We start from the raw sequence: 22,394 nt of genomic DNA, 5'->3' as shown, positions 1-22,394 counted from the left end.
GAACCTAAACTTATGTGGATCGGTGTGGAACGACCGCTCGTGCGGAGAACGAGGCCGGCTGCGTGGGCGAATGGCGTCACTCAAGTGTCCGCTCGCCGAACGGGGAGTCGATGAGCCGGTCCCGATCGCTTCGGTCGGTTGGACTCACGTTGCTGGCGGGAGCCATCGCGGCCGCGATGGTGTTCCCGCTGACGTGGCTGTTCGTCGAGGCCGCGAAGGTGAATCCGGACCGCGCGCGCGAACTCCTGTTCCAGTCGGGCGGGCTGGAGGTGCTGTTCAACAGCCTCCTGCTGATGGCGGGCGTGACTGCGTTCTCGGTGCTGATCGGCGTGCCGCTGGCGTTCCTGACGGTGCGTACCGACCTGCCGTTCCGCCGGTTCTGGACGGTGCTGGTCGCGCTGCCGCTCGTCGTGCCGAGCTACGTCGGTGCCTTCTCGTTCGTCTCCGCGTTCGGTCCCCGGGGGGAGTTCCACGAGATCCTGTCCCCGCTCGGAGTCGAGCGTCTGCCGGAGATCTACGGGCTCCCGGGGGCGGTGCTCGTGATCACGCTGTACACGTATCCGTACGTCTTCCTCACGACACGGGCGTCGCTGCTCTCGCTCGACACCTCGCTCGTCGAGGCGGCCCGCACGCTGAACCACGGCCAGTTGGGCGCGTTCCGCCGCGTCACCCTGCCGCACATCAGGCCCGCGGTGCTGGCCGGCGCGCTGCTGGCGGCGCTGTACGCCGTCTCCGACTTCGGGACGCCGTCGATCATGCGGCTGGCGGTGTTCACGCGACAGATCTACGTCGAGTACAACTCCTTCGGCGCGGACTACGCCGCCCTGCTCTCCTTAGAACTGCTCGCGGTCGTGCTGGTGGTGCTCGCGTTGGAGCGCCGGATCCGCCCCGACGAGACCGTCCAGGGCGACGGCTCCGCGTCGACCGACCGGGGGACGGTGAGCCTCGGGCGGTTCCGGTGGCCGGCGACGCTGTTGCCCGCGAGCGTGGCGGGGCTCGCGCTCGTGGTCCCGGTCTGGATCCTGCTGCTGTGGGTCGTCCGGTCGGGCGGTCGTTCGCGCCCCTCGCTGGCGTTCGAGTGGAGCTTCGCGCTCAACTCCGTCACCGTCTCGTTCGCGGCGGCCATCGTCGCCGCGGCGCTCGCGCTCCCGGTCGCGTACGTCGCCGCGAGACATCGAACCCGGCTCACGGACCTCTTCGAGCGGGTCACGTACCTCGGGTTCGCCGTCCCGGGCGTCGTGCTCGCGCTCGCGCTGGTCTACTTCGGCGCCGGCTACGCGCCGTGGCTCTACCAGACGGTCCCGCTCCTGGTGTTCGCGTACGTCGTCCGGTTCATGCCGCAGGCGCTCGGCTCGATCCGCACCGCGACGCTCGGCGTCGACCCGACGCTCGTGGAGGCGGCCCGCACGCTCGGCGAGTCGCCCGGCGGCGCCTTCCGTCGCGTCACGCTGCGACTGATAGCGCCCGGCGTGACGGCGGGGGCCGCGCTCGTGTTCCTGACGACGATGAAGGAACTGCCCGCGACGCTGATACTCCGCCCCACGGGTTTCGAGACCATCGTCACCCAGATCTGGCGGGCGCAAGCGGCGGCCTACTTCCAGTACGCCGCGGTGCCGTCGCTGATCCTGCTGCTGGTCTCGGGGCTCTCGATGGTGGTGCTGCTCTCACAGGAGCGCGAAGAGGGACTGTAGCGGGGAAGCCCCGACCGGTCGCGAGTCGCGGCGCTCAGAGTTCTCGCACGTCCGAGAGGATCTCCTCGGCGTGTTCCTCGGGATCGACCCCCTCGTAGGCGAGGACCACGTCGCCGTCCGGGCCGACGACGTACGTGTTCCGGAACACGCCGTCGAAGGTGTTTCCGAACATGTTCTTCTCGCCGTAGGAGTCGTAGGCTGCGGCCACCTCACCGTCCTCGTCGGACAGCAGCGGGAACGGGAGGTCGTACTCCGCGGCGAACGCGTCGAGGTCGTCCACGGGGTCGTCGCTGACCCCCACGACTGAGACGCCCGCGTCCGCGAACGCGTCCCAGTTGTCGCGGAAACTGCAGGCCTCGGTCGTACAGCCGGGGGTGTCCGCGCGGGGGTAGAAGTAGACGACCACGTACTCCCCGTCGAAGTCGTCGAGCGAGACCGTCTCGCCGCGCTGGTCGGGGAGCGAGAACTCGGGTGCGTCGGTGCCGACGTCGAGCATGGTCGAACGCGCGGGCGCGACCGGGAAAGCCGTTCCGCTCGCGGCCGCCGTGGTCACCGCGAAAGGCGCCCCCTCAGTCGATCCGCTCGGCGGCGTCGCGCTGGATCAGCGGTTCCGCGTTCGCGGCGGGGAGCGTCACCACGTCCTCGGCGGCGAGGTCGTACTCCCGCTCGTCGACGCCGAGTATCTCTCCCACGTCGGCGGTGATCCGTACTGTCGTCCGGTCGTCGATCTCGCCGATAGAGGGCGTCTCAGGCGGTTCGGCCTCCTCGGGAGCGGCCGCCGCGTCGGTGGTGGCCGCCTCCTCTCTCCCGCCGTCGTCGGACTCGGACGCACCGGGCGCGCCCGGCGGCGCGGGGTCGGGGGCCACGGGCGTGCGGCCGTCGCCGTCCGCGTCGGCGTCGGCGGACCCGGCGCCCGCGCTCGGCCGCTCGGCCGGGCTCGTTCCCGCGGTCGGCTCGCTCGGCTCGTCCGAGGCGGACGGGCCGTCGCCGCCAGCGCCCATCGCGTCCGCGAGGACGCCGCCCTCGTCCGCGGCGCCGCCGTCAGCATCGGCGGAGCGCTCGGTCGCGGGGTCCGCGGGCGGAACCGGGTCGTCGTCGGCCGACGGCGTCGGCGCGTCCTCGGTGACGCCCTCCGTGCGCGGCGCGGCGTCGGGGTCGGGAGCCGCGTCGACCGCGTCGGCCGAGGGCGCCGTCTCGCCCGACAGCACGTCGAGGACGCTCCGTTTGTTCTCCTCGATGCGGCCGACGAGGTCCTCGAACAGCTCGCGCTCCTGGTTGGTCATCCCCTCGCGCTCGACGGGCATGTCCGCGGCCGCGAAGGAGGCGAGCTTGACGACCTTGCCGACGCGTCGCTCGTAGAGCGCCTCCGCGACCTCCTCGGCGGTCTCGACCTCGTCGGACATCCGGCGCACGTCGTCGTCCGAGAAGGGGTTCTCGACGGACTCCGCGCGGCGGTCGCGGGCCGCGCGCAGGTCCGCGACGTAGGAGGCGACCTCGTCGTAGAAGTCGTCCCGCAGGTGCTGGAGGCTGTCCTTCCGCCGTTCCTTCGCCTGTACGGAGCGGAGTTCGTCGAGGTTCATGCGGGGGGCTGTGGTGTGGTCACGATTCGGGTATCTTGCGCGCGTCGCCGCGGGCCATCAGAAACAGGCCCGCGTACTCCGGGAGCGTGTTTCGTCCCGGCTGCACCATGAATGTATCGCCGCCGAGGACGACCTCGCGCTCCGCGTCGCACTCGACGGCGATCTCGCGGCCCTCGAACCGCTCCGGCACCGCGTCGACGAGGGGATCGAAGTCGGCCAGATCCCCCCGGTCGATCCGCGTGACGCGAAGGGCGCTCCCGCCGTGGAGGGTTCCCGGGAGTCGGATGAGCCGCCGCGTGTCGGTCGTCACCGGCTCGTCGATGGGGGCCGTCTCGGTGGCGGTCACCCGCGCGGTCAGCGCCTCCGCGAGCCGGCGGACGCCCGGCCCGCCCGCCTCGAGGTTCCCCTGCTCCAGCGCCTCGGGGTTCTGCCGGAACGCGCCGAGGATGGTCGTCGCGCGCCCCTCGCCGATGCCGTCGAGCTCCTGGAGCTTCTCCATCGCGGCGTCGTCGTCCATCCCGCGAAGCTCCTCGGCGTAGTCGACGAGCGCCTCGTGGACGCGCTTGCCCCATCCGCCCTCGCTGCGGAGGACGCGACGGGTGGTCCCGTCGGCCGACACCGTGTGTACGAGGTTCTCGGTGTCGAGGTCGATCGCCCGGACGTAGTCGACGATTTCGCGGCGCGCATCGCTGTCCAGGTCCAGCACTTCCGGGTCGCGGACGTGGACGTGGTACCCCCGCCCGCCCGAGAAGACGATCTCCAGGTCCTCGAACGCGAAGTCGTCCTCCAGGAACTCCAGCAGGCGTCCGAGCGCGTCCTTACACGCCGCGAGCATCTCGGCGTAGGTCGTCTCCGCGGGGTCGACGCCGGGCAGGTGGTCGGCGTCGAGGTCGAAGACGAGGTCCGCCGAGCGCCAGCCCTTCCCGCCCATCGTCGAGGCGCCGGGGTCGTCGTAGCGGGCCGCCGAGAAGTAGGCGTGTCTGGGCGCGGTCTCGGCGAAGAAGGCGCCCAGGTCGCCCAGATCCAGCATCGACTGGTGGCGCACCATCGTCGTCCCCGTGCCGGTGGTCCACGGGATGTGGCCCCACTCCCGCTCGTGGGCGTCCGGGGGCGGCGAGGGCGAGACGCTCCGGTAGTAGTCGCGGAACCGGCCCCGGAGGTACTCGCGCGTGCGGTCGTCCATCGCTCGCCCTCGCTTGACGCGGTCGGGTGAAAGGCGTTGCCGTTCGCGGCCGCCGTCCTCCGAGTGACGACCGTGGACGGCGGTCCGTCACGCCCCGCACACGGCGGTTCGGCGCGTCCCGCGACCGACCACAGCGGCTAACGGCACGGGGCTCGAACCGGCGACCATGCGCGACGAGGCGGAGATCCGCGAGCAGTACGAGTTCCTGGCCGAACAGCTCGACGACGAGGAGATGCGTCACGATGGGGTCCGAGAGATGTTTACCTACTACAAGCGAGCCCTCGGGTGGGTGTTGGAGGAGGAACACATCTAGCGCGGTCGGCCACTACGGTCGCGTCCATGCGAGCGGGACGCACGCCCGACAGGTTTATTCCTTCGCCTCCGGTACGTGCTGGTGACGCTTCGTCTTGGAGGGCCGAAGCGTCAGCGGGGACCAATTCGAGGGCCGCGAACCCACGCTCTTTTCACCGTGGGTTCGCGGCCTTTTCGACGTTACTGACCTCGAGCAGCCGCTCCGTTGACCAACTGACTCCGGGCGGTCGCTGCATCGACCCACTGACTCCGAGCGGCCGCTCCGTCGACCCGCCCCGAACCGATCACTCCGCCGAGCGACTCGACCGTTCGTCCCCGTTCGTAGATCTCTCCGAAGGAAGGTAATACCGGTCTCCCTTCACGTCGTGCCACCAGTATTCTCGGTCTGTATGACAGAAATACCGAACGGTATTGTGCCCTTACGTGAGGTCTAAGGCCGTATTTGAGGGTTTAGAACGATATTTTTATGGTATCTCGACAAGAACGTTCGGCACGACCACGCCAATGTACGACTTGACAGGTTTTCAACGTGACCTCCTCTACGTGATCGCCGGTCTCGACGAACCCCACGGTCTCGCGATCAAGGACGAACTGGAGGACTACTACGAGAAGGAGATCCACCACGGGCGCCTCTACCCGAACCTCGACACGCTCGTCGAGAAGGGGCTCGTCGAGAAGGGCCAGCGCGACCGGCGGACGAACTACTACACGCTGACCCGTCGGGGCCGCCGCGAGATCGAGGCGCGCCAGGAGTGGGAAGCGGAGTACGTCGACGCCTGATCCGGACGTTTCACGCCGCCCGCGAACCTTCTCTCGGAGTCCGTCCCCGGAGACCGGGCGCTTATGCCCCCCGACCGAGTAGGCGGTCTCCATGATCGACGCGGTCGCGACCGGCGCGGTGTCCCTCCTCCCCGCGCCGGCACAGACGTTCTTCGGCGTCTCCTTCGAGGAGCCGGTGGTCCGGCTGGCGCTGGCGGCGGCGCTGGGGCTGTTCCTGGGACTGGAGCGCGAGTGGTCGGACAAGGACGCCGGGATCCGGACCTTCTCGCTGACCAGCCTGCTCGCGGCGGTGTTCACCACGATCGCGCTGGAGTCCTCGTTCGGCGGGCTCCTCGTCGTCGTCGGAGCGGTGGCGGCGCTCACGCTGGGCGTGCTTTTGTCCGCGGAGGGGCTCCGGCAGGGCGGTCACAGCCCGCTGGCGCTTACCACCACCGTCTCCCTGCTCGTGACGTACGGCGTCGGCGTGCTCGTCGCGGTCGGGTTCGTCCTCGAGGGGGTCGTGGTGTCGGTGCTCTCCTCGACCCTCCTGGTGCTCAAGCGGGAGCTGCACTCGTTCGCGGGCAACCTCTCGCGCCGGGAGATCCGGTCGGCGACGGAGTTCGCCATCCTCGCGTTCGTGATCTATCCCCTGCTGCCGACCGGGCAGGTGGACGTGCTCGGCGTCCCGCTCGAACCGCGCGTCGCGTGGCTGATGGTCGTCACCGTGGCCGCCATCGGCATGGCCAACTACGTGCTGGTGCGGACCTACGGCGGCCGCGGCATCGCCGTCACCGGCTTCTTCGGCGGCCTCGCCTCCTCGGCCGCGGTCGTGGGCGCGATGCTCGACCACATCAAGAGCCACCCCGAAAGCACCAACTACGGCGTCGCGGGCGTCCTGCTGTCCAACGCCGCGATGGCGCTGCGGAACCTCGCCATCGCCGTCGCGTTCACGGTCACGGTCGGCTCCGCGGTGCTGTGGGAGACGGCGGTCCCCCTCGGCGCGATCATCGTCGCCAGCGTCGTCATCGCCTACCTCGTCGCGGAGTGGGACGCGCAGATCGAGATGGAACTTGAGAACCCCTTCTCGATGCGGAACGCGCTCGCGTTCGGCTCGGTGTTCCTGTTCATCCTCGCCGGCTCGTCGGTCGCGCAGTCCGAGTTCGGGGCGGCCGGCCTCTTCGTCAGCGCGCTCGTCTCCGGACTGGTCTCGTCGGCCGGCGTCGCCACCTCCGCCGTGCTCCTGTACCGGAGCGGAACCATCGGCAGCCAGGAGGCCGTGATCGCGATCCTGCTGGCGACCGCCGCGAGCATCCTCGTGAAGGTGCTCCTCGCGGCCGGCGCACCGCGGGACTTTCTCCGCCGGGTCGGCGTCTGGAGCGCCGTGACGCTCGCGGTCGGCTTCCTGGCGACCGCGGCCATGGTGCTCCTCTGAGCCCCCGGCCGGTGTCGGTTGCAGTTCTCTCCAACGTTCCGGTGTGAGGCCCGGATTTAACTCCCCCTCGCGAGACACGGATCGGCATGGACAGGAACACCGCACGCCCCGAGGTCGAGGCGTTCCCCGGCCCGCGGGCCCGCGAGTGGGTCGAGTACCACCACGAGTCCGCCGCGCCGAGCACCTACGTCTACGACTTCGTGTGGGACCGCTCCGCGCCGGCGGAGGGACCCTTCTGTACCGACGTGGACGGCAACGTCCTCATGGACTTCACCAGCCACGTCGCGGCCGCGCCGCTCGGCTACAACAACCCGAAGATCATGGACGACCTCCGGGAGTTCGACCTCGTCGACCCCCTGAAGATCGCCGGACAGGACTTCTACGTCTCCGGCGGCGGGTCGCCGGGCGACCCCCTCCCCGGCCCGGCCGGCCTGATGGACCGGCTGACGGCCGCGACCGACCACTACGACATGGACATGGTGTTCCTGTCGAACTCCGGCGCGGAGGCGGTCGAGAACGGGATCAAGATCGCCTACGACGAGAGCGGCGGCGCGAAGTACGCGATCACCTTCGAGGGCGCGTTCCACGGCCGCACGCTCGGCGCGCTCTCGCTCAACCGCTCGAAGGAGGTCTACCGCCGGAAGTTCCCGGAGATCTCGGGCGTCCACGACGTGCCTTTCTGTGACGACGCCGGCTGTGACCCCGCGTCCTGCTCGTGCGGCTTCTTCGCTGACGGCGTCTCGCGGCTCCGGCGGAAGATCGACCCCGACCGCGGCCACATCAATCCCGAGGAGGTGGCGTACCTCATCATGGAGCCGATCCAGGGCGAGGGCGGCTACCGGTTCCCCTCCGACGCCTTCATGGAGGAGGTCGCGGCACTGACCGAGGAACACGACATTACGCTGATCGCCGACGAGATCCAGTCGGGCGTGGGCCGGACCGGCGAGATGTGGGCCTCGGACCACTACCCCATCGAGCCGGACGTGATCACCAGCGCGAAGGGGCTCCGCGTCGGTGCGACCATCTCGCGTTCGGACGTGTTCCCCGACGAGAAGGGGCGACTCTCCTCGACGTGGGGCGCGGGCGACGTGATCGCCGCGCTGCAGGGCTCGCTGACGCTCGACGCCATCCACGAGCACGACCTGATGGACAACGCGACGGTCCGCGGTCGCCAGTTCCTCGAGACGATGCGCGACGCCGACCACGAGGGCGTCGTCGACGTGCGCGGCAAGGGACTGATGCTCGCGGTGGAGTTCGAGAGCAAGGCCCTCCGCGACGACGTGCTGGAGGCGGCGCTCCAGCACGGCCTGCTCACGCTCGCGTGCGGCTACAAGGTGCTCCGGATCCTCCCGCCGATGGACGTGACCGAACGCGAGATCGAACTCGGCTGCGAACTGCTGTCGGCCGCCATCGAGGACGCCGTCTGAGCCGGCCCCGGCCTCGGCGACGGCGCGGACCGCCGCCGGCGACCGATCCCGGCGACGGGGCGGAGCACGGCCGGCGACCGATCCCGGCGACGACTCCGCCGACAGCCCGCCCGAACCAGCACCGCTAAACCGCGGCCGGTCCGATCCGCGACCATGAACGAAGACGGCGCGACCGCGGGGACCCACGGCGACGGCAGCGCCCTCGCGGACGGCGACGCGCCGGCCCTGCCGGACGACCGCGACGCGGTCCGCGAGGCGCTGACCGCGTGGTACGAGGACGACCACCGGGACTTCCCGTGGCGCCGAACCGAGGACGCCTACGAGATCCTCGTGAGCGAGGTGATGAGCCAGCAGACCCAGCTCGACCGCGTGGTGCCGGCGTGGGAGGCGTTCCTGGACGAGTGGCCGACGATCGAGGACCTGGCGGCCGCGGACCGCAGCGAGGTGGTGGCGTTCTGGTCGAGCCACTCGCTCGGCTACAACAACCGCGCGAAGTACCTCCACGAGGCGGCGACGCAGGTCCTCGAGGAGCACGGCGGGACGTTCCCGGAGACGCCCGAGGAACTGCAGGAGCTGATGGGCGTCGGCCCCTACACCGCGAACGCGGTCGCCTCCTTCGCGTTCAACGCGGGCGACGCGGTCGTCGACACGAACGTCAAGCGGGTGCTCCACCGCGCCTTCGCCGTGCCGGACGACGACGACGCGTTCGAGCGCGTCGCGTCGTTGCTCATGCCCGAGGGCGAGTCCCGCGTCTGGAACAACGCGATCATGGAACTGGGCGGCGTCGCCTGCGGGACGAAACCGCGGTGCGACGAGGCGGGCTGTCCGTGGCGGCGCTGGTGTCACGCCTACGAGACGGGCGACTTCACCGCGCCGGACGTGCCCGAACAGCCCGAGTTCGAGGGGAGCCGGCGCCAGATGCGCGGCCGCGCGGTGAGCGTCCTCGGCGAGTTCGACGAGCTGACGCTGGACGAGCTCGGACCGCGCGTCCGCGTGGACTACGCGCCCGGCGGCGAGTACGGCCGCGAGTGGCTCCGCGGGCTGGTCGAGGACCTCGCGGACGACGGGCTGGTCGACGTGGAGGGGGACGGCGAGGAGGCGACCGTTCGGCTCCGAGCGTAGGGGACCGGGCCCGTCTCGGCGCCTCACCCCTCCTCGTCGGCCAGCACCGCCGCGATCCGTTCGTCCGTGCTCGCGTGGGCGTTCTCCAGCACGACGGCCCCGAACAGCACGCGGTACGGGGCCGCGAGGAACCGCGGGAGCGGTCCCGTCTCTGCCGGCTCGGCGTCCGCGCCGCCCGCACCGCCCGCGGGTGGCAGCGTCGCTCGGAGGCGCTCGAGGCGACGCAGCGCCCGGACGAACGTCTCGGTTCCGTGTTCGCGTGCGGCGTGCCGGTCGGCTTCACGCTCCACGCGCGGATAGTCGCGGGCGACGACGAGGGCGTTCCGGCCGCCGACCGCGGCGCCGAACAGGGAGGCGAGCAGGTTCCAGCGCGGGTCGCCGTTTCGGACGTGATACTCCTCGTGGGCGATCACGGCCGCGACCTCCTCGTCGGTGAGTTCCTCGAGCAACCCGGTGCTCACGACGATGGCGTCGCGACCGGGGAGGGACTGGGTCGCGAACGCGACGGCGCGCGGCGTCGCGAGGACGCGGACCGGAACGCTCCCCTCGCCGGCCTCGACCGCCTCGACGGCGGCGGTCGCGCCGCTTTCCGACCCCATCCGGGCGGTCGCCCCGGTCCCGACGGTCCTCTCGGCTCCGACCGCCGCTCCCGCCACGCCGATTTCGGTCGACTCGATCGGGCGTGTGCGAGCGCGGAGCGTCCGGTACGTCTGCATCCGTCGGACGAGGTGGACCCCCCACAGTCCCAGTAGGCCGACGAGCGGCAGCGTGAGGACCGCGAGCGCGACGAGCGCCGCGGCCCGCGGGAACGGCACGCCGACCGCGGTGAACGCGGCGGTCGCGGCGGTCGCGACGGCGGTCGGATCGGCCGATTCGGCCGCGGTTGAGACCGGCCACGTGCCGGCCAGGAAAGCGACGACGGCGCCGACCGAGAGCACGTTCAGCGTGAGGAAGGCCCCGAACCACGCCACGCGGAGCGGACGCGAGTCGATCGGTCGGTTCGGAACGCTGTCGACCCCCTCGAGGAACCGCCGACAGAGCCGCACGTAGGCGTATAGCGCCGCGAGCGTGTTGACGACAAGAGCCGCGGTCAGGGCGGCGACGCCCGCGGGACCGACCGCGTCCGACGCGACGACGAGTAGGGCGACGTTGCCGCCAGTGAGCAGGAGCGGGACGCCCGAGAAGAAGGCGAGCGCCCACACCGGGAACTGCCGTCGCAGCGTCACCGATCCGGGCGCAGTGGCGTACGCGAAGACTGCACACAGAAACATCGATAGCAGCAGCACCGGCCACCGGAAGCCGCCCGTTCCGGCGGTCCACAGTCCGATCAGGACCCCCCCGAGCGGCGGCAGCGCCGCCGGCGTGATCCGGTAGGTGTCGATATCGACGACGGAGCCGGTCCGGCGGTGGAACCGCCGGAAGTGGACCCATCCGGGGACGAGCGGGACGAGCGTCAGGAGGAGGCAGAGGCTCAGCGCGGCGCCCGTCAGCGGGACGGCAGGGGCCGGCGAGAGAAAAACGGCGGCCGCGAGGACGCCCGCCAGCGCGGCCAGCGACGCGTACGGGAGGCGGGTGTCGACCGCGACCTCTACCCGCCCCGCGGCGGGGTTCGCGCTCGCGCGCAGGGTGAACAGCCGCGAGGCTCGTGACCAGCGCCACTCGGGCTCGGTCTCGTTCCCGCTCTCGCGCGTCGGTTCGCCGAGCGCGGCGTCGAGTTCCCGGCGCACCAGGTCCCACGGGCCGGCGAGCGACCCGGCGACCCGCGCGAGCGTCACGGCGACGGGAGGAACGCCGGCAGGTTCAGCAGCGACTCCTCGAGGTCGCGGTCGTCCGCGTCCTCGCGGTCGTCGACCGACGCGCGGACGCCGGAGGGGAGCAGCCGCTGGAACTGGGCGTTCGAGAGCAGGAACACCGTGGGGTTGTCCCCCGCGAGCATCTCCTCGTAGGCCATGTAGTTCACCCGGGTCCCCTCGAGGTAGTTGGAGCGGACGAGCTCGTCGAGCCCCTCCGGGATCCGGATGTAGCCGGTCGCCTCCTCGCCGTGGTCGGCGCCGTACACCTTCGTTCGCGTCACGTCGCCGTAGTTCGGCTCCCGCAGGGCGTACTGTGAGAGGACGATGTAGTCGGCGTTCCGCTCGTAGTTCCAGTAGACCGAGTGGCCGTGGACCTCGTGGTCGTCACCGACGACGGTGTGGACCTCCGGCGGAAGCGGGATCTTCCGGTCGGATTTCACCTCCTCCTGGTAGAACATCGTCCAGTCGTGTTGCATCGCTTTGGTATTCCCAACCGATTCTGATACCGTAAATGCTTCCACGGCGCGAGCCGCTTTACGCCGGCGAGCCGATTACATTTATAAAAATTGACAGTATTTACCGTTCCGGCGGCCCACGCACCGAGTGCATGACGACGAACCCACCCGAACTCGGTATCTCGGTGCTGGAGGACGACGAACTGGTGCGGAAGGCGCGCTCCGCCGAGAACGGTCGGCGGTTCCACCTGCTGTTCGACCACGGCTGGGAGTCGCCGGCCGTCAGGGAGGTGTACGAGAAGCCCCGCCACGCGCGGCTCGCACTTATCAACCACCTCATCTGGTGGGCGCGCCACGACACCGATCAGGTCCGGCGGCTGTTCCGGCGGTCGGCGCTGTGTCCCGGCGACCTCACGCGCTACCGCGCCTACTTCGTCGAACTCGTCCGGTCGGCAGTCGCGCTGCTCGGCCGCGAGTGTTACGACCCCGGCTACACCGCCGCGGACGGGGAGGGGTCGCAGTGAGTCCCGAGCCGACCGACGGACCGACCGACGGAGTGACCCGGCGGTCGTGCCTGACGGCGACCGCCGCCGGCCTGGGGCTGCTCGCAGGCTGTACCTCGGCCGGGACCGACGGGAACGCGGGCGCGGCCGAAACCGAGGCGGGAGTCCGGGAGTCGGCGCTCCCCGAGTTCAGCGTCGACGAGGACGCACAGCCCCGACCGATGGTGCTCGACGCGGCCGTGACGGGCGACGCCGAATCGATCGCGTTCCTCGACGAGTTCCCCGTCGAGGTCGCCGTTGCCAACGTCGGGGGCGCCGCCATCTCCGATCTGTCGATCGAGGTCGGGGTCGAACGGGTCCGCGAGGAGGACGGGCTGACGAGGGCGACCGTTTCGGAGCCGGCTCCCGTTTCTGTCAGCGTCTCCGACGTGGAGTCCGGCGACTGGACGGTCGTCGAGGCCGGCCTTCGGGTCAACGCGGCCGGGGAGTGGCGAGTGACGACCGACGCCCCGGAGCACCCGGAGTTCGAGCGCCGGATCGACGTCGCCCCCCGGCGCCTCGCTCCCGGAGAGGCGGTCGCCTCCGAGGTCGGCGGCTTCGAGATCGCGGCCCGCGAACCGTCGGTCGAGCGCGCGCTCCACTACGAAACGGAAGAGGGCGGCGTCGGCCTGTTCTCCGAGGAGGCGACGGGCCTCCTGTCCGCCGAGGAGGGGAACGCGCTCCTCGTCCATCGGTTCGCGGTCACTAACACCAACGCGGAGCGGTCGGTCGGGTTCGGGAGCGTCCTCGCCGATAACCACTTCGTGAACGCGCGGCTCGGGGGCGAGCCGGCCGACCCCGTCGACGGCGAGGTGCTGCGCGACGGCCTGTCCGCGCTCGTGATCCCCGAGGATGCGGTGCCCTTCGCGAACAACGTCGTCGAGCCCGGCGAGACGGTCGAGCTCGCCGCGGTACAGGAGCTTCCGGACGACGCCCTCGCGGAGGGGACCGTCTCGATCTCCCTCGACGGGGAGACGGCCGACGTGGTGGTCGAGTCCTACGCGGAGGCGCCCGCGCTCCCGGCGTTCGACCTCGTGGACGCTCGCGTCGACGCGACGGCCGACGGCGGCGACCCGGTCGTCGAGGTGACCGTCGAGAACACCGGGGACGCGCCGGGGACGTTCCGCGGGGCCGCGCAGTTCCACGCCGACCGACCCACCGCGTCCGACTGGCCGTTCCTCCCGGAGGGGGTCGCCCTGACGCTCGAACCCGGGGAACGGGGGATCGGCCGGATTCCGGCGTCCCGCGGCGAGGACCGCTACCGGGTGCAGCCGTTCGGCCGGGAGGTCGAGCGGTGAGCCCGCGACCGCCGACCGCGGTCGGGAGTTCGGTCACCGCCGGTCCCCCGGGAGCGACCGCTCGCGAACTGACGGCAAGCGTGGGGGTCGTGAGTCAGGCTTTAGCCACCGGTGGGGCAACGGAGGGGTACAAACCGTGAGTCGATCCTCGACGGCGTACCGGGACCACGGCATCGAGAGCAGGTACGACGACCCCGGAAGCTACGGGGAGCGGGAGTCCCACTACGGGAACGGCCGCTATCCGCCGGACTGGGAACAGCGGCGGGAGGCGGTCTGGGAGCGCCAGAAGTACCAGTGCGGACGCTGCGGGACGTACAAGGGCGACGCCTCGGTGAACGAGGTCCATCACGTCGTCCACCTCGCGGACGGCGGCTCGAACGCGCTCGAGAACCTCGTCGGCCTGTGCGGCGACTGCCACGCGCTGATGCATCCGGACGTGGACGCGATCAGCGGCACCGCCGGGCGCGCCGAACTGTTCCCCAACGAGTACGCGGACGACCGCGTTTCCGTCATCAGGGAGCCGATCGACGCGCCCGACCTCGCGACTGACGTGCGGCGACTGACGGCGTTCAGCGCCCCCGACGAGAACGCAAACGCGGTCACGGCCTACACGGTTCCGACGAGCGCCGAAACCGCCCGGCGGGCGGAGTCGTCCCTGCACCGACTGCTGCTCGACAACGACTTCGTCCCGCGCACGTCGGCGTATCACCGCGTCGCCGTCCGGCCGCGGGCGACGGGATTGCTCGGGGCGATCTCCTCGCGCGGCGTCGACCTCACCGCGGAGAGCGATGCCGAGGTCTCGACCGTGGAACCCGCGGACGACGCCGCGGACGGGCTCGACGTGTACCACTCCGCGGACGGCACCGTCAGCGACCTCGAGATCGTCGACGGCGCCGGGGAGTCGACGGGGGAACGCGTGTCGCTCGACCACCCCGACGGCGCCCGGGTCCGCGTCGAGAAACCGGTGTCACCGCCGCCGCTCACGGCCGCGACCGCGCCCGAGTACGCGCTCGACGCCGCGCGCTACTTCGGCTGGGGCTCCGCGAAACTGGGCGTCGTCCCGGCCGTGCTGCTCGCGCTGTTCCGCCCGGACCTCCTCCCGGGCGGCGGGTCGGTGGCCGGCGTGCTCGTGACCGCGTTGCTCGTCGGACTCCTGCTCCGGACCCCCGCGATCTACCGTGACGCGACCGCCGACCCGACGGACGCGGTGGTCGACGAGCGCAGCGAGAGCTCCTGACGGGCGCTCTCGCCCCCATCGTCGGCAGGAACCGGCAAAGCGTGCAAAGAGTTATATCTCCGAGCCATCTATCATGGTTTGACATACCATGGCGCTCTACGAGCGGGTTCTGGTTCCGACGGACGGATCGCCGGAGGGGGAGCGAGCGGTCGCGCACGCGCTGGAGCTGGCGGCCGCACACGGCGCGGACGTCCACGCCCTCTACGTGATAAACACAGCGAGCTACGCGGGGATGCCGATGGAGACCTCCTGGGAGGGGGTCGACGACCTGCTGCGCGCCGACGCCAAGGCGGCCGTGAACACGGTCGGGGAGCTGGGCGACTCCTTCGACGTGGACGTGACGACCGCGGTCGTCGAGGGGTCGCCGAGCCGCGAGATCATCCGCTACGCCGAGGACGAGGGCTGTGACGTGGTCGTGATGGGGACCCACGGCCGCGGCGGCATCGATCGCCTCCTGCTCGGCAGCGTCGCGGAGAAGGTCGTCCGCGGGTCCAGCGTTCCCGTGCTGACCGTCCGGGTCGGCGATGGCGACGGAGAGGCCGAGGCTGCGACCTCGGAGGAGGGAGCCGCGGGGCCGGAGGCCTCAAGCAGCAGCTAGACGCGTCGCTCTCGGGTGCGTCCTCCCGCTCTTTCCGTTCCCCAGTTCTCATTTCGGCCGCCGCGTCTCACTCCGCCCGTCGGAGGTGTTCGCAGTCGCCCGCCAGCACGCGTTCGCGGCCGTCGTCGGTCTCGACGACGAGCGCCCCCGGGAACTCGACGTCGACCGCCTCGCCCTCCACGACGCCGCCGGGAGTTTCGACGCGGACGCGCCGCCCGAGCGTCGCCGCGTGCTCCCGCCACGCGGGCAGCACCGCGTCCGGGTCCGCGGTCAGGTCGTGGAAGCGTTCGAGCAGGCGCTGGACGAACGCCCGGCGGTCCACGTCCGCCCCGGCTTCGGCCCGCAGGCTCGTGGCGTCGACCGGGAGCGCCTCGGGGTCGACGTTCGCGTTGACGCCGACCCCGACGACCAGCCAGTTGACGCGGTCCGCCTCGCCCTCCATCTCCGTGAGGATCCCCGCGAGCTTGGCGCCGCCGCGGTCGCCCGCCTCGCCGCTCTCCGGGTCGGGGACGAGCACGTCGTTCGGCCACTTGATCGCCGCGTCGACGCCGGCTTCGCGGGCGGCCTCGGTCGTCGCCACCGCGGCCGCGAGCGTAATCACCGGGGCGTGCGCGGGCGGCAGGTCGGGCCGGACGAGGACCGACAGCGAGACGCTCCCCGGCGGGGAGACCCACTCGCGGTCGAGCCGGCCCCGGCTGCCGGTCTGTTCGGCCGCGACGACGGCGACCCCCCCGGCGCCCCCCTCGGCGAGTTCGCGGGCGCGGTCGTTCGTCGAGCCGAGCGTCTCGTGGAACTCGACCTCGTAGGGCGCCTTGAGCCCGAAGGCGATCGCGTCGCCGCCGTAGTCGGGAACGTCGCGGACCTCGTAGCCCTCCTCGCCGCTCTCGACCGCGAACCCGGCCTCGCGGAGCGCCTCCACCTGTTTCCAGACGGCGGCGCGGGAGACGCCGAGGCGGTCGGCGAGGGCGGGGCCGGAGACGGGGCCCTCCTCCAGCGCGTCCAGCAGCGCGCGGCGCGTGTCCATGGGCCGCGTCAGTCGGGGAGGGAAAAAGCGGTTGCGGCCGGCGGGTCGACCGAGCGGAGCCGATCGGCCGAAACCGGTCGAGCGGGGACAGCCCGGGGCGACTCAGTCGTCGGTGACGACGCCGTCGTCTCCGGGAATCGCGTCGTCGTCGACCACGTCCGGCTCGGTCAGGTCGCCCTCGCGCCACGTTCCGCGGCGGTACCATGCGTAGGCGATCAGGGCGCCGGCGACGTTCGAGACAGCGAACGCCATCCAGATGCCCGTCTCGCCGTACGGCCCGACCGCGAACCACGCCACCGGCAGCCGGATGACGCCGAGCATCAGCACGGAGATGGCCGCCGCGGTGAGCGTCTTGCCGGCCCCGCGGAAGCTCCCGGTGTACGCCCGCATCACGCCGATGAACCCGAACGAGAACGCGACGTATCGCAGGAACTCCGCGCTGACCGCGACGACCTCGGGGTCGGGCGAGAAGACGCTCGCGATGGCGCCGGCGGCGAACCACGTCACGACGCCCACCAGCGCGAGGATGCCGAACAGGGTCTTCGCGGCGAGGTCCGCGGCCCGCTCGGCGCGGTCGGGATTGCCGGCGCCGATGTTCTGTCCGGTCATCGTCTCGACACCCCGCGCGACCGCGATGGCCGGCAGGAACACGACCGAGAACACGCGCGTCCCGATCCCGTAGGCGGCGACGACCGTGTCGGGGAACATCGCGACGATGAACAGCAGGGCGTTTATCGACAGCGCGCGGCCGGTCCCCTCTATCGACGCGGGCGCGCCGATCCGGACGAGTCGCCGGGCGTAGTTCATCTCGGGCAGCATCTCGGAGAGGCGGATCTTCACGCCCCGCCGCCCGGCGAACATGACCCAGAGGCCGACGACCAGCGCGAGCGCCCGCGAGAAGACGGTCGCGACCGCGGCGCCCTCGATGCCCAGCTCCGGGAACACCCACCAGCCGAAGATCAGGAACGGGTCGAGGACGATGTTGATGCCGACCGACCCGGCCATGACGAGCATCGGCGTGATCGTGTCACCGTAGCCGCGCATCAGCGCGATGAACACGAAGAAGCCGAACATGAAGACGAGGCCCGCGGAGATCACCTGCATGTAGGCGGTCGCGCCGGGCAACACCGCGTCGGAGGCACCCATCAGCGCGAGGAAGTCGTCGACCAGCAAGTAGCCGACCGCCCCGAGCAGGAGCGAGCCGATCACCGCGAAACCGACCGTCTGGGAGGCGGCGTACTCGGCCTCGCGCTCCGCGCCCGCGCCCGTGTACTGCGCGACGAGCACGCTCCCCGCGACCGAGATCCCCATGCCCAGCGAGATGAGCAGAAACACCATCGGGAACGCGAAGCTGATCGCCGCCAGCGCCTCGGTGCTGTATCGGCCGAGCCAGAACGTGTCCGCGAGGTTGTACGCCGTCTGGAGCAGGTTCGTGACGACGATGGGCAGGGAGAGGTAGAACAGCGGCTTCCCGATATCTCCCTCGGTCAGGTCGAACTCCTCGCGGCCCTTGAACAGGCTCCCGACGCGTTCGCGAAAGCTCACCGTCTGCCCTCCAAGCCGGCCCGGAGGGACGGCCGGCGTGTCGATCGAGTCATCGAGTTGTGACTGACTAACCGGTCAGTCAGTAAAAGTGGTTGGGTTTCCGAATGGTCGCTCTCCACGGTGGGCTTCGGAACCGCGAGGGATCGGACCGTGCAGTATCCCTCCCGTTGCCCGCGGATCGTCCCCTTTCACCACCGAATTTAACGCGATCCCACAGGCATTTCTGTTCTTTTTGTGCACGGTCGACCGCTATGGTAGGATACGAGCTGGTCTCGCTTGCGCCAGCATACATGGACGTCGCCAACAGTCGATGGCTGTGGCTGTCGACGGTGCCCGTCGTGTCGGTCGTGCTGCTACAGGCCGCGATCTTCCTCCGTCGCGCGTGGCGCGACGGGAAGGAGATGGGGATCCCCGAGCGGAAGCTGAAGACCGGGTTCAAAACGGGGCTCATCTCCGCGATCGGCCCGTCGATCGCGGTGCTGGCCGGGATGTTGGCGCTGATCGCGACCGTGGGCGGTCCCGTCGCGTGGATGCGGCTCACGGTGATCGGGTCGGTGGCGTTCGAACTCCCGGCCGCCGAGTTGGGAGTCAGTCAGTACGGCTACAGCCTCGGCGACGAGGGGATCTCCGAGGAGGCCTACGCCACGGCGGTGTGGGCGATGACGCTCGGCGGCACCGGTTGGTTGCTCGTCTCGGCGTTCGGCACCAGACACATGGAGACCGTCAGAACGAGGATCAGCAACGGCAACGAGCGGCTCGTTCCGGTCATCAGTGCTGCGGCGATGTTGGGGGCGTTCGCGTACTTTCTGAGCGGAGAGGTCACCGCCGGAACCCCGGAAACGGGCTCCGCTGCCGTCGGGGGGCTCGCGATGCTCGCACTGCTGTACGTCGCCGACAGTCGAAGCGTGCAGTGGGTCAGAGAATGGGCGCTCGGCGTGGCCATGCTCGTCGGACTACTGACTGGCGTCGCGATCCAGGTGGCCGTCGGGAGCTGGTGGTGACATGGGGAGCCGACACAGCGAGCGAGACGGCGGGTCTCAGGCGTCCGACGGCGGGGTCTACGAGGACAGCTTCGTTCCCTACGTCAACAAGTGGGGGCGGCGAACCAACCTCCTCGCAGTCGCGTTGTCGTTGGGGCCGGCGGTGGCGCTGCTGACCGTCTTCGACATCATGCCTCCGAGAGCGGCGATCCTCGGTGCGTTCGTTTCGGTGGCGGTCACGTTCGGTTGGGCCTGGTTCATCGAGCCGGTGTCGTACTATCCCGTACTGGGGATTCCCGGAACGTACATGGCGTTCCTGTCGGGGAACATCTCGAACCTCCGGTTGCCCTGTGCGGCGGCTGCCCAGGAGGCGACGGACATCGAGACGGGGACGTCCCGGGCGAGCATCATCTCGACGGTCGCGATCGCCGCCTCGATATTCGTCAACACGGCCGTTTTGGGCGTCGGCTCGGTGACGCTCGTCTCGGTGTTTCAGGCGCTTCCGGAACTGTGGCAGAACGCGCTCGAGTCGTATCTCGTCCCGGCGGTCTTCGGTGCCATCTTCGCACAATTCGGCCGGGATTACCCGAAGGTCGCGGGTATCGGCTTCTCGATAGCGCTGCTCATGACGGTCCTCCTGGAACTCGGATATCTGTCGTTCCTTCCGAGTTACCCACTCTATGCCGTGATAATCGTCTCCGTGTTCGGCACGACGGCCGCGGCACGGTGGATGTGGCAACGCGGCATGCTTTCGCCGCCCGAGCAGGTCGACAGCTGACGGGGCCGTCGGGCTCTGTCAGCGAACCGACCGGCGTCGGATCTCCGCCGTCCCATCGCGGACCGGGCGGTGTTCGCTTCGGCGAGATGTGTTGGCCTCGATACCCTTACTTCGAGACGACGAGTGCCCTCCCGCGGCCGCGGGCGACGGCGCCGCGGTCGCCTTCGAACTCAGTCGTGGCTGAAGTAGACGACCACGTCCTCCTCGCCGGTCGGGCCGCCGTCCTCGGGCGTTGGCGCGGGGTCAAACGCGTCGACGCGCACGAAGCCGACGCGCTCGAACTGGATCGACTCGCCCACCTCGAGGTCCGCGACCTCCGGTTCGGCGTAGCCGAGCACGTCGCCCTCGACGGTGCGCATTCGGGTGACCAGGCTCTCCGCGGCGGGGACCCAGTGAATCACGTCGACGCCCTCCTCGCGGACCAGGTCGATGTCGTCGCTCACCCACTCGAAGGCGCCGTCGGCCTCGCGGACGCAGCCGTACCCCTTCAGCCAGACGCGGTCGCCGTCGGCGGGGAGGTCGCGCTCCTCGATCAGCACCGTCCCGGCGGGGATCTCGCGCCGGCCGCGGTCCTCGTGGTTGGGGTGTCGCGGCGGGTGGCCGGCGTCCGGGCCGCCCGCGATCTCGCGCTCGATCGCGGGGTCGTCGCCGCGGTCGCGCACGAGGAAGTAGCGGTCGGCCGCGTCGTCGATCAGCTCGCGGTTGGTGGCGTACACCGAGGACATCGCCAGGTCCACGTCGGAGGTGGACATGCCGAGCCCGGTCATCGCGTCCACGAGCGCCTGCCCGCGGATGCCGCGCCGGCGGACCGACTTGATCGTCGGCGCGCGCGGGTCGTCCCACCCCGTCAGTTCGCCCTCCTCGATCAGCGCCTTGATCGTGGAGGTCGAGAGTTTCACGTCGTACTCGTCGAGTTGGACGTGGCCCCAGTGGAGCACCTCGGGGTACTCCCAGCCGAAGTAGTCGTAGACGAACCGCTGGCGCTTCGCGGAGTCCTGCAGGTCGATGCCGCGGATGATGTGCGTGACGCCCGTCAGGTGGTCGTCGACGCCGGACTGGAAGTCCAGCATGGGCCAGCAGTCGTAGTGAGCCGCCTCCTCGCGGGGGTGGGCGGCGTCGACCATCCGGAACGCGACCCAGTCGCGCAGGGCGGGGTTCTTGTGCTCGATGTCGGTCTTGACGCGGAGGACCATCTCGCCGGCGTCGTACTCGCCGGCGATCATCGCCTCGAACTCCTCGCGGACGGTCGCGGCGTCCTTCTCGCGGTGGGGGCACGGCTCCGCGTCCGCCTTCAGTTCGCGGAACTCCTCGGCGGGACACGAGCAGGTGTAGGCGCCGTCCAGGTCGATCAGCTCGCGGGCGTGCTCGTAGTAGGTCTCCAGCCGGTCCGAGGCCTTCAGGACCACGTCCGGCTCGAAGCCGAGGTAGCCGATGTCGTCGAGGATCGCGTCGTAGGCGTCCAGGTCCGGGCGCTTCGTCTCGGGGTCGGTGTCGTCGAACCGGCAGATGAACTCCCCGTCGTAGCGCTCGGCGTAGGTGCCGATGACGGAGGGCATCCGCGCGTGGCCGATGTGCCACGGGCCGTTGGGGTTCGGCGCGGCGCGCATGACGACCTCCCCCGCCTCGGCGTTCGGGAGGTCGGGCAGTTCGTGTTCGTCCGCCTCGTCCTCGGCCTCCAGCTCCGCGAGCGCGTCGGGGTCGAGCTCGCCGAGCCGCTCGCGGCGCTCGGCCTCGTCCATGCCCGCGATCTCGTTCACCACGGGCGCGACGACGCCGGGGATCTCGTCGCCGTGCGGGCGGAAGTCGGGGTTCTCGCCCATCAGCGGGCCCATGATCGCGCCCACGTCCGGGTCGCTGCCGTGTTTGAGCGCGTTGAACAGCGCGGCCGTCTCGGCCGCCTCGCGGACGCGCTCGCGGAGTTGATCGTCCATTAGCGGGCCGTTCGCCCGGACTCGTAAAAAGGAGCGTGGAACGCCCGCTGCTCCGTTCCGACTCCGACCCCACCGCGGCCGAGCGAACGGCACTCCGTGGCCGAGCGAACGGTGCTCCGCGGCCGAGCGAACGGTGCTCCGCGGCCGGCGCGGGTCGCGGGGTTTTAGCCCGCGCCGCCCGAATCGGAGGGCATGAACGCGGACGCGACGACGCCGGACGGACGCGGGGGATCCACCGGGAGGCCGCGCTGATGGTCGGCCCGCTGAGCGACGAGGACCGCGCCGCCGGAAACGCGAAGCTGAAGGTCGCCTTCGTCGCGCTGGTCACCGCCTCCGCGGGGCTGGTGGCGTTTCAGGTCGGGGCCTCACCGGCGGGGGTCGGGGCCGCGCTCGGCGGTGGCCTCCTCGTCGCGCTCGCGCTGCTGTGGTACCTGCTGCGACTCGCGGGCGAGTTCGGGTCGACCCGACGGCGGTAGCCCCCGGCGTCAGGGGTCGGTACTCAGTACGCTACCAACTGAGGGACCGATCACGCGCCCGGATCAGCGACTGCCAGTGGCCGCCAGTGATCACCAGCGGCCGCCAGTGATCACCAGTGGCCGCCAGTGACCGCGGCGGTGCGGAGGCGGTCGGCGCGCGCGAGGAACGTGCGCGAGGGAGGCGGCGGCGCGGCCGCCTGCGGTGCCGTGCGGTTCCGCGGCCGCGCCGCC

At 70.7% G+C, this 22,394-nt stretch carries 21 protein-coding genes; 13 read left to right on the top strand and 8 right to left on the bottom strand.

Translation table 11 applies throughout. The features are described from left to right. Window positions 1–110 precede the first annotated feature (110 nt). Complete coding sequence (locus ACQE3L_RS09975) at window positions 111–1,691, top strand: ABC transporter permease (protein WP_426963628.1); 1,581 nt, start codon at window positions 111–113, stop codon at window positions 1,689–1,691. Window positions 1,692–1,725: 34 nt separating this feature from the next. Here the strand turns inward: ACQE3L_RS09975 and bcp are convergent, their stop codons facing one another. From bcp to priS, 3 genes are all read right to left on the bottom strand, one after another. Then, complete coding sequence (bcp, locus tag ACQE3L_RS09970; protein ID WP_426963627.1) at window positions 1,726–2,187, bottom strand: thioredoxin-dependent thiol peroxidase; 462 nt, start codon at window positions 2,185–2,187, stop codon at window positions 1,726–1,728. A 73-nt stretch (window positions 2,188–2,260) separates the two neighbouring features. Then, complete coding sequence (locus ACQE3L_RS09965; protein ID WP_426963626.1) at window positions 2,261–3,271, bottom strand: DNA replication complex subunit Gins51; 1,011 nt, start codon at window positions 3,269–3,271, stop codon at window positions 2,261–2,263. A gap of 19 nt (window positions 3,272–3,290) precedes the next feature. Next, window positions 3,291–4,454 carry a DNA primase small subunit PriS gene (gene priS, locus ACQE3L_RS09960; protein WP_426963625.1) on the bottom strand — a complete coding sequence of 388 codons (1,164 nt, stop codon included), beginning with the start codon at window positions 4,452–4,454 and terminating at the stop codon, window positions 3,291–3,293. A gap of 166 nt (window positions 4,455–4,620) precedes the next feature. Between priS and ACQE3L_RS09955 the strand changes: the two genes are divergently transcribed. The 5 genes from ACQE3L_RS09955 (at window position 4,621) to ACQE3L_RS09935 (ending at window position 9,506) form a co-directional block, all read left to right on the top strand. After that, entirely contained in the window at window positions 4,621–4,767 is a 147-nt protein-coding gene (locus ACQE3L_RS09955; protein ID WP_426963624.1) for a hypothetical protein, read from the top strand. Window positions 4,768–5,270: 503 nt separating this feature from the next. Then, the gene (locus ACQE3L_RS09950; RefSeq protein ID WP_058366900.1) at window positions 5,271–5,546 is read left to right on the top strand and encodes a PadR family transcriptional regulator; all 276 of its coding nucleotides are present in this window, start codon (window positions 5,271–5,273) and stop codon (window positions 5,544–5,546) included. Between the two features lie 91 nt (window positions 5,547–5,637). After that, window positions 5,638–6,957 carry an MgtC/SapB family protein gene (locus tag ACQE3L_RS09945; RefSeq protein WP_426963623.1) on the top strand — a complete coding sequence of 440 codons (1,320 nt, stop codon included), beginning with the start codon at window positions 5,638–5,640 and terminating at the stop codon, window positions 6,955–6,957. An 86-nt stretch (window positions 6,958–7,043) separates the two neighbouring features. Further along, complete coding sequence (locus ACQE3L_RS09940; RefSeq protein WP_426963622.1) at window positions 7,044–8,384, top strand: class-III pyridoxal-phosphate-dependent aminotransferase; 1,341 nt, start codon at window positions 7,044–7,046, stop codon at window positions 8,382–8,384. Between the two features lie 153 nt (window positions 8,385–8,537). Then, complete coding sequence (locus tag ACQE3L_RS09935; protein WP_426963620.1) at window positions 8,538–9,506, top strand: HhH-GPD family protein; 969 nt, start codon at window positions 8,538–8,540, stop codon at window positions 9,504–9,506. 23 nt (window positions 9,507–9,529) lie between these two features. On the opposite strand, the gene ACQE3L_RS09930 is transcribed toward ACQE3L_RS09935, so the two are convergent. Beyond that, a complete protein-coding gene (locus ACQE3L_RS09930; protein ID WP_426963619.1) occupies window positions 9,530–11,281 on the bottom strand; it encodes a M56 family metallopeptidase in 1,752 nt (583 codons plus the stop codon). Then, window positions 11,278–11,775, bottom strand: a complete 498-nt coding sequence (locus tag ACQE3L_RS09925) for a hypothetical protein (RefSeq protein WP_426963618.1) — start codon at window positions 11,773–11,775, stop codon at window positions 11,278–11,280. The genes ACQE3L_RS09930 and ACQE3L_RS09925 overlap by 4 nt, the downstream gene beginning before the upstream one ends. Before the next feature lie 131 nt (window positions 11,776–11,906). Between ACQE3L_RS09925 and ACQE3L_RS09920 the strand changes: the two genes are divergently transcribed. From ACQE3L_RS09920 to ACQE3L_RS09905, 4 genes are all read left to right on the top strand, one after another. Then, entirely contained in the window at window positions 11,907–12,278 is a 372-nt protein-coding gene (locus tag ACQE3L_RS09920; protein ID WP_426963617.1) for a phage NrS-1 polymerase family protein, read from the top strand. Continuing rightward, entirely contained in the window at window positions 12,275–13,594 is a 1,320-nt protein-coding gene (locus ACQE3L_RS09915) for a hypothetical protein (RefSeq protein WP_426963616.1), read from the top strand. The genes ACQE3L_RS09920 and ACQE3L_RS09915 overlap by 4 nt, the downstream gene beginning before the upstream one ends. Before the next feature lie 136 nt (window positions 13,595–13,730). After that, window positions 13,731–14,831: an HNH endonuclease gene (locus tag ACQE3L_RS09910; protein ID WP_426963615.1), complete on the top strand. Its 1,101-nt coding sequence runs from the start codon at window positions 13,731–13,733 to the stop codon at window positions 14,829–14,831. A gap of 88 nt (window positions 14,832–14,919) precedes the next feature. Next, window positions 14,920–15,429 carry a universal stress protein gene (locus ACQE3L_RS09905; RefSeq protein WP_426963614.1) on the top strand — a complete coding sequence of 170 codons (510 nt, stop codon included), beginning with the start codon at window positions 14,920–14,922 and terminating at the stop codon, window positions 15,427–15,429. 67 nt (window positions 15,430–15,496) lie between these two features. On the opposite strand, the gene ACQE3L_RS09900 is transcribed toward ACQE3L_RS09905, so the two are convergent. Next, window positions 15,497–16,453 carry a biotin--[acetyl-CoA-carboxylase] ligase gene (locus tag ACQE3L_RS09900; RefSeq protein WP_426963613.1) on the bottom strand — a complete coding sequence of 319 codons (957 nt, stop codon included), beginning with the start codon at window positions 16,451–16,453 and terminating at the stop codon, window positions 15,497–15,499. 102 nt (window positions 16,454–16,555) lie between these two features. Next, window positions 16,556–17,998, bottom strand: coding sequence for an MATE family efflux transporter (locus ACQE3L_RS09895; protein WP_426963612.1), 1,443 nt, complete (start codon window positions 17,996–17,998; stop codon window positions 16,556–16,558). A gap of 251 nt (window positions 17,999–18,249) precedes the next feature. Between ACQE3L_RS09895 and ACQE3L_RS09890 the strand changes: the two genes are divergently transcribed. Further along, window positions 18,250–18,999, top strand: coding sequence for a DUF5058 family protein (locus ACQE3L_RS09890; protein WP_426963611.1), 750 nt, complete (start codon window positions 18,250–18,252; stop codon window positions 18,997–18,999). 142 nt (window positions 19,000–19,141) lie between these two features. Next, on the top strand, window positions 19,142–19,756 hold the full coding sequence (locus tag ACQE3L_RS09885; RefSeq protein WP_426963610.1) for a hypothetical protein: 615 nt from the start codon (window positions 19,142–19,144) through the stop codon (window positions 19,754–19,756). Window positions 19,757–19,926: 170 nt separating this feature from the next. Here ACQE3L_RS09885 and ACQE3L_RS09880 read toward each other — a convergent pair whose 3' ends face one another. Continuing rightward, window positions 19,927–21,687, bottom strand: a complete 1,761-nt coding sequence (locus ACQE3L_RS09880; RefSeq protein ID WP_426963608.1) for a glutamate--tRNA ligase — start codon at window positions 21,685–21,687, stop codon at window positions 19,927–19,929. Window positions 21,688–21,938: 251 nt separating this feature from the next. Here ACQE3L_RS09880 and ACQE3L_RS09875 point away from each other — a divergent pair, with 251 nt between their 5' ends. Continuing rightward, on the top strand, window positions 21,939–22,163 hold the full coding sequence (locus tag ACQE3L_RS09875) for a hypothetical protein (protein ID WP_426963607.1): 225 nt from the start codon (window positions 21,939–21,941) through the stop codon (window positions 22,161–22,163). The last annotated feature ends 231 nt before the right edge of the window (window positions 22,164–22,394 follow it).

The sequence above is a fragment of the Haloparvum alkalitolerans genome, from assembly GCF_050122995.1.
In the GTDB taxonomy this organism is placed as follows: Archaea; Halobacteriota; Halobacteria; order Halobacteriales; family Haloferacaceae; genus Haloparvum; species Haloparvum alkalitolerans.
This window is presented reverse-complemented; position numbering and strand designations above follow the sequence as displayed.

Coding starts and splice junctions, on each gene's coding strand:
- ACQE3L_RS09975 (WP_426963628.1), top strand. CDS start 111: ATGAGCCGGTCCCGATCGCTTCGGTCGGTTGGACTCACGTTGCTGGCG.
- bcp (WP_426963627.1), bottom strand. CDS start 2,187: ATGCTCGACGTCGGCACCGACGCACCCGAGTTCTCGCTCCCCGACCAG.
- ACQE3L_RS09965 (WP_426963626.1), bottom strand. CDS start 3,271: ATGAACCTCGACGAACTCCGCTCCGTACAGGCGAAGGAACGGCGGAAG.
- priS (WP_426963625.1), bottom strand. CDS start 4,454: ATGGACGACCGCACGCGCGAGTACCTCCGGGGCCGGTTCCGCGACTAC.
- ACQE3L_RS09955 (WP_426963624.1), top strand. CDS start 4,621: ATGCGCGACGAGGCGGAGATCCGCGAGCAGTACGAGTTCCTGGCCGAA.
- ACQE3L_RS09950 (WP_058366900.1), top strand. CDS start 5,271: ATGTACGACTTGACAGGTTTTCAACGTGACCTCCTCTACGTGATCGCC.
- ACQE3L_RS09945 (WP_426963623.1), top strand. CDS start 5,638: ATGATCGACGCGGTCGCGACCGGCGCGGTGTCCCTCCTCCCCGCGCCG.
- ACQE3L_RS09940 (WP_426963622.1), top strand. CDS start 7,044: ATGGACAGGAACACCGCACGCCCCGAGGTCGAGGCGTTCCCCGGCCCG.
- ACQE3L_RS09935 (WP_426963620.1), top strand. CDS start 8,538: ATGAACGAAGACGGCGCGACCGCGGGGACCCACGGCGACGGCAGCGCC.
- ACQE3L_RS09925 (WP_426963618.1), bottom strand. CDS start 11,775: ATGCAACACGACTGGACGATGTTCTACCAGGAGGAGGTGAAATCCGAC.
- ACQE3L_RS09920 (WP_426963617.1), top strand. CDS start 11,907: ATGACGACGAACCCACCCGAACTCGGTATCTCGGTGCTGGAGGACGAC.
- ACQE3L_RS09905 (WP_426963614.1), top strand. CDS start 14,920: ATGGCGCTCTACGAGCGGGTTCTGGTTCCGACGGACGGATCGCCGGAG.
- ACQE3L_RS09900 (WP_426963613.1), bottom strand. CDS start 16,453: ATGGACACGCGCCGCGCGCTGCTGGACGCGCTGGAGGAGGGCCCCGTC.
- ACQE3L_RS09890 (WP_426963611.1), top strand. CDS start 18,250: ATGGTAGGATACGAGCTGGTCTCGCTTGCGCCAGCATACATGGACGTC.
- ACQE3L_RS09880 (WP_426963608.1), bottom strand. CDS start 21,687: ATGGACGATCAACTCCGCGAGCGCGTCCGCGAGGCGGCCGAGACGGCC.
- ACQE3L_RS09875 (WP_426963607.1), top strand. CDS start 21,939: ATGGTCGGCCCGCTGAGCGACGAGGACCGCGCCGCCGGAAACGCGAAG.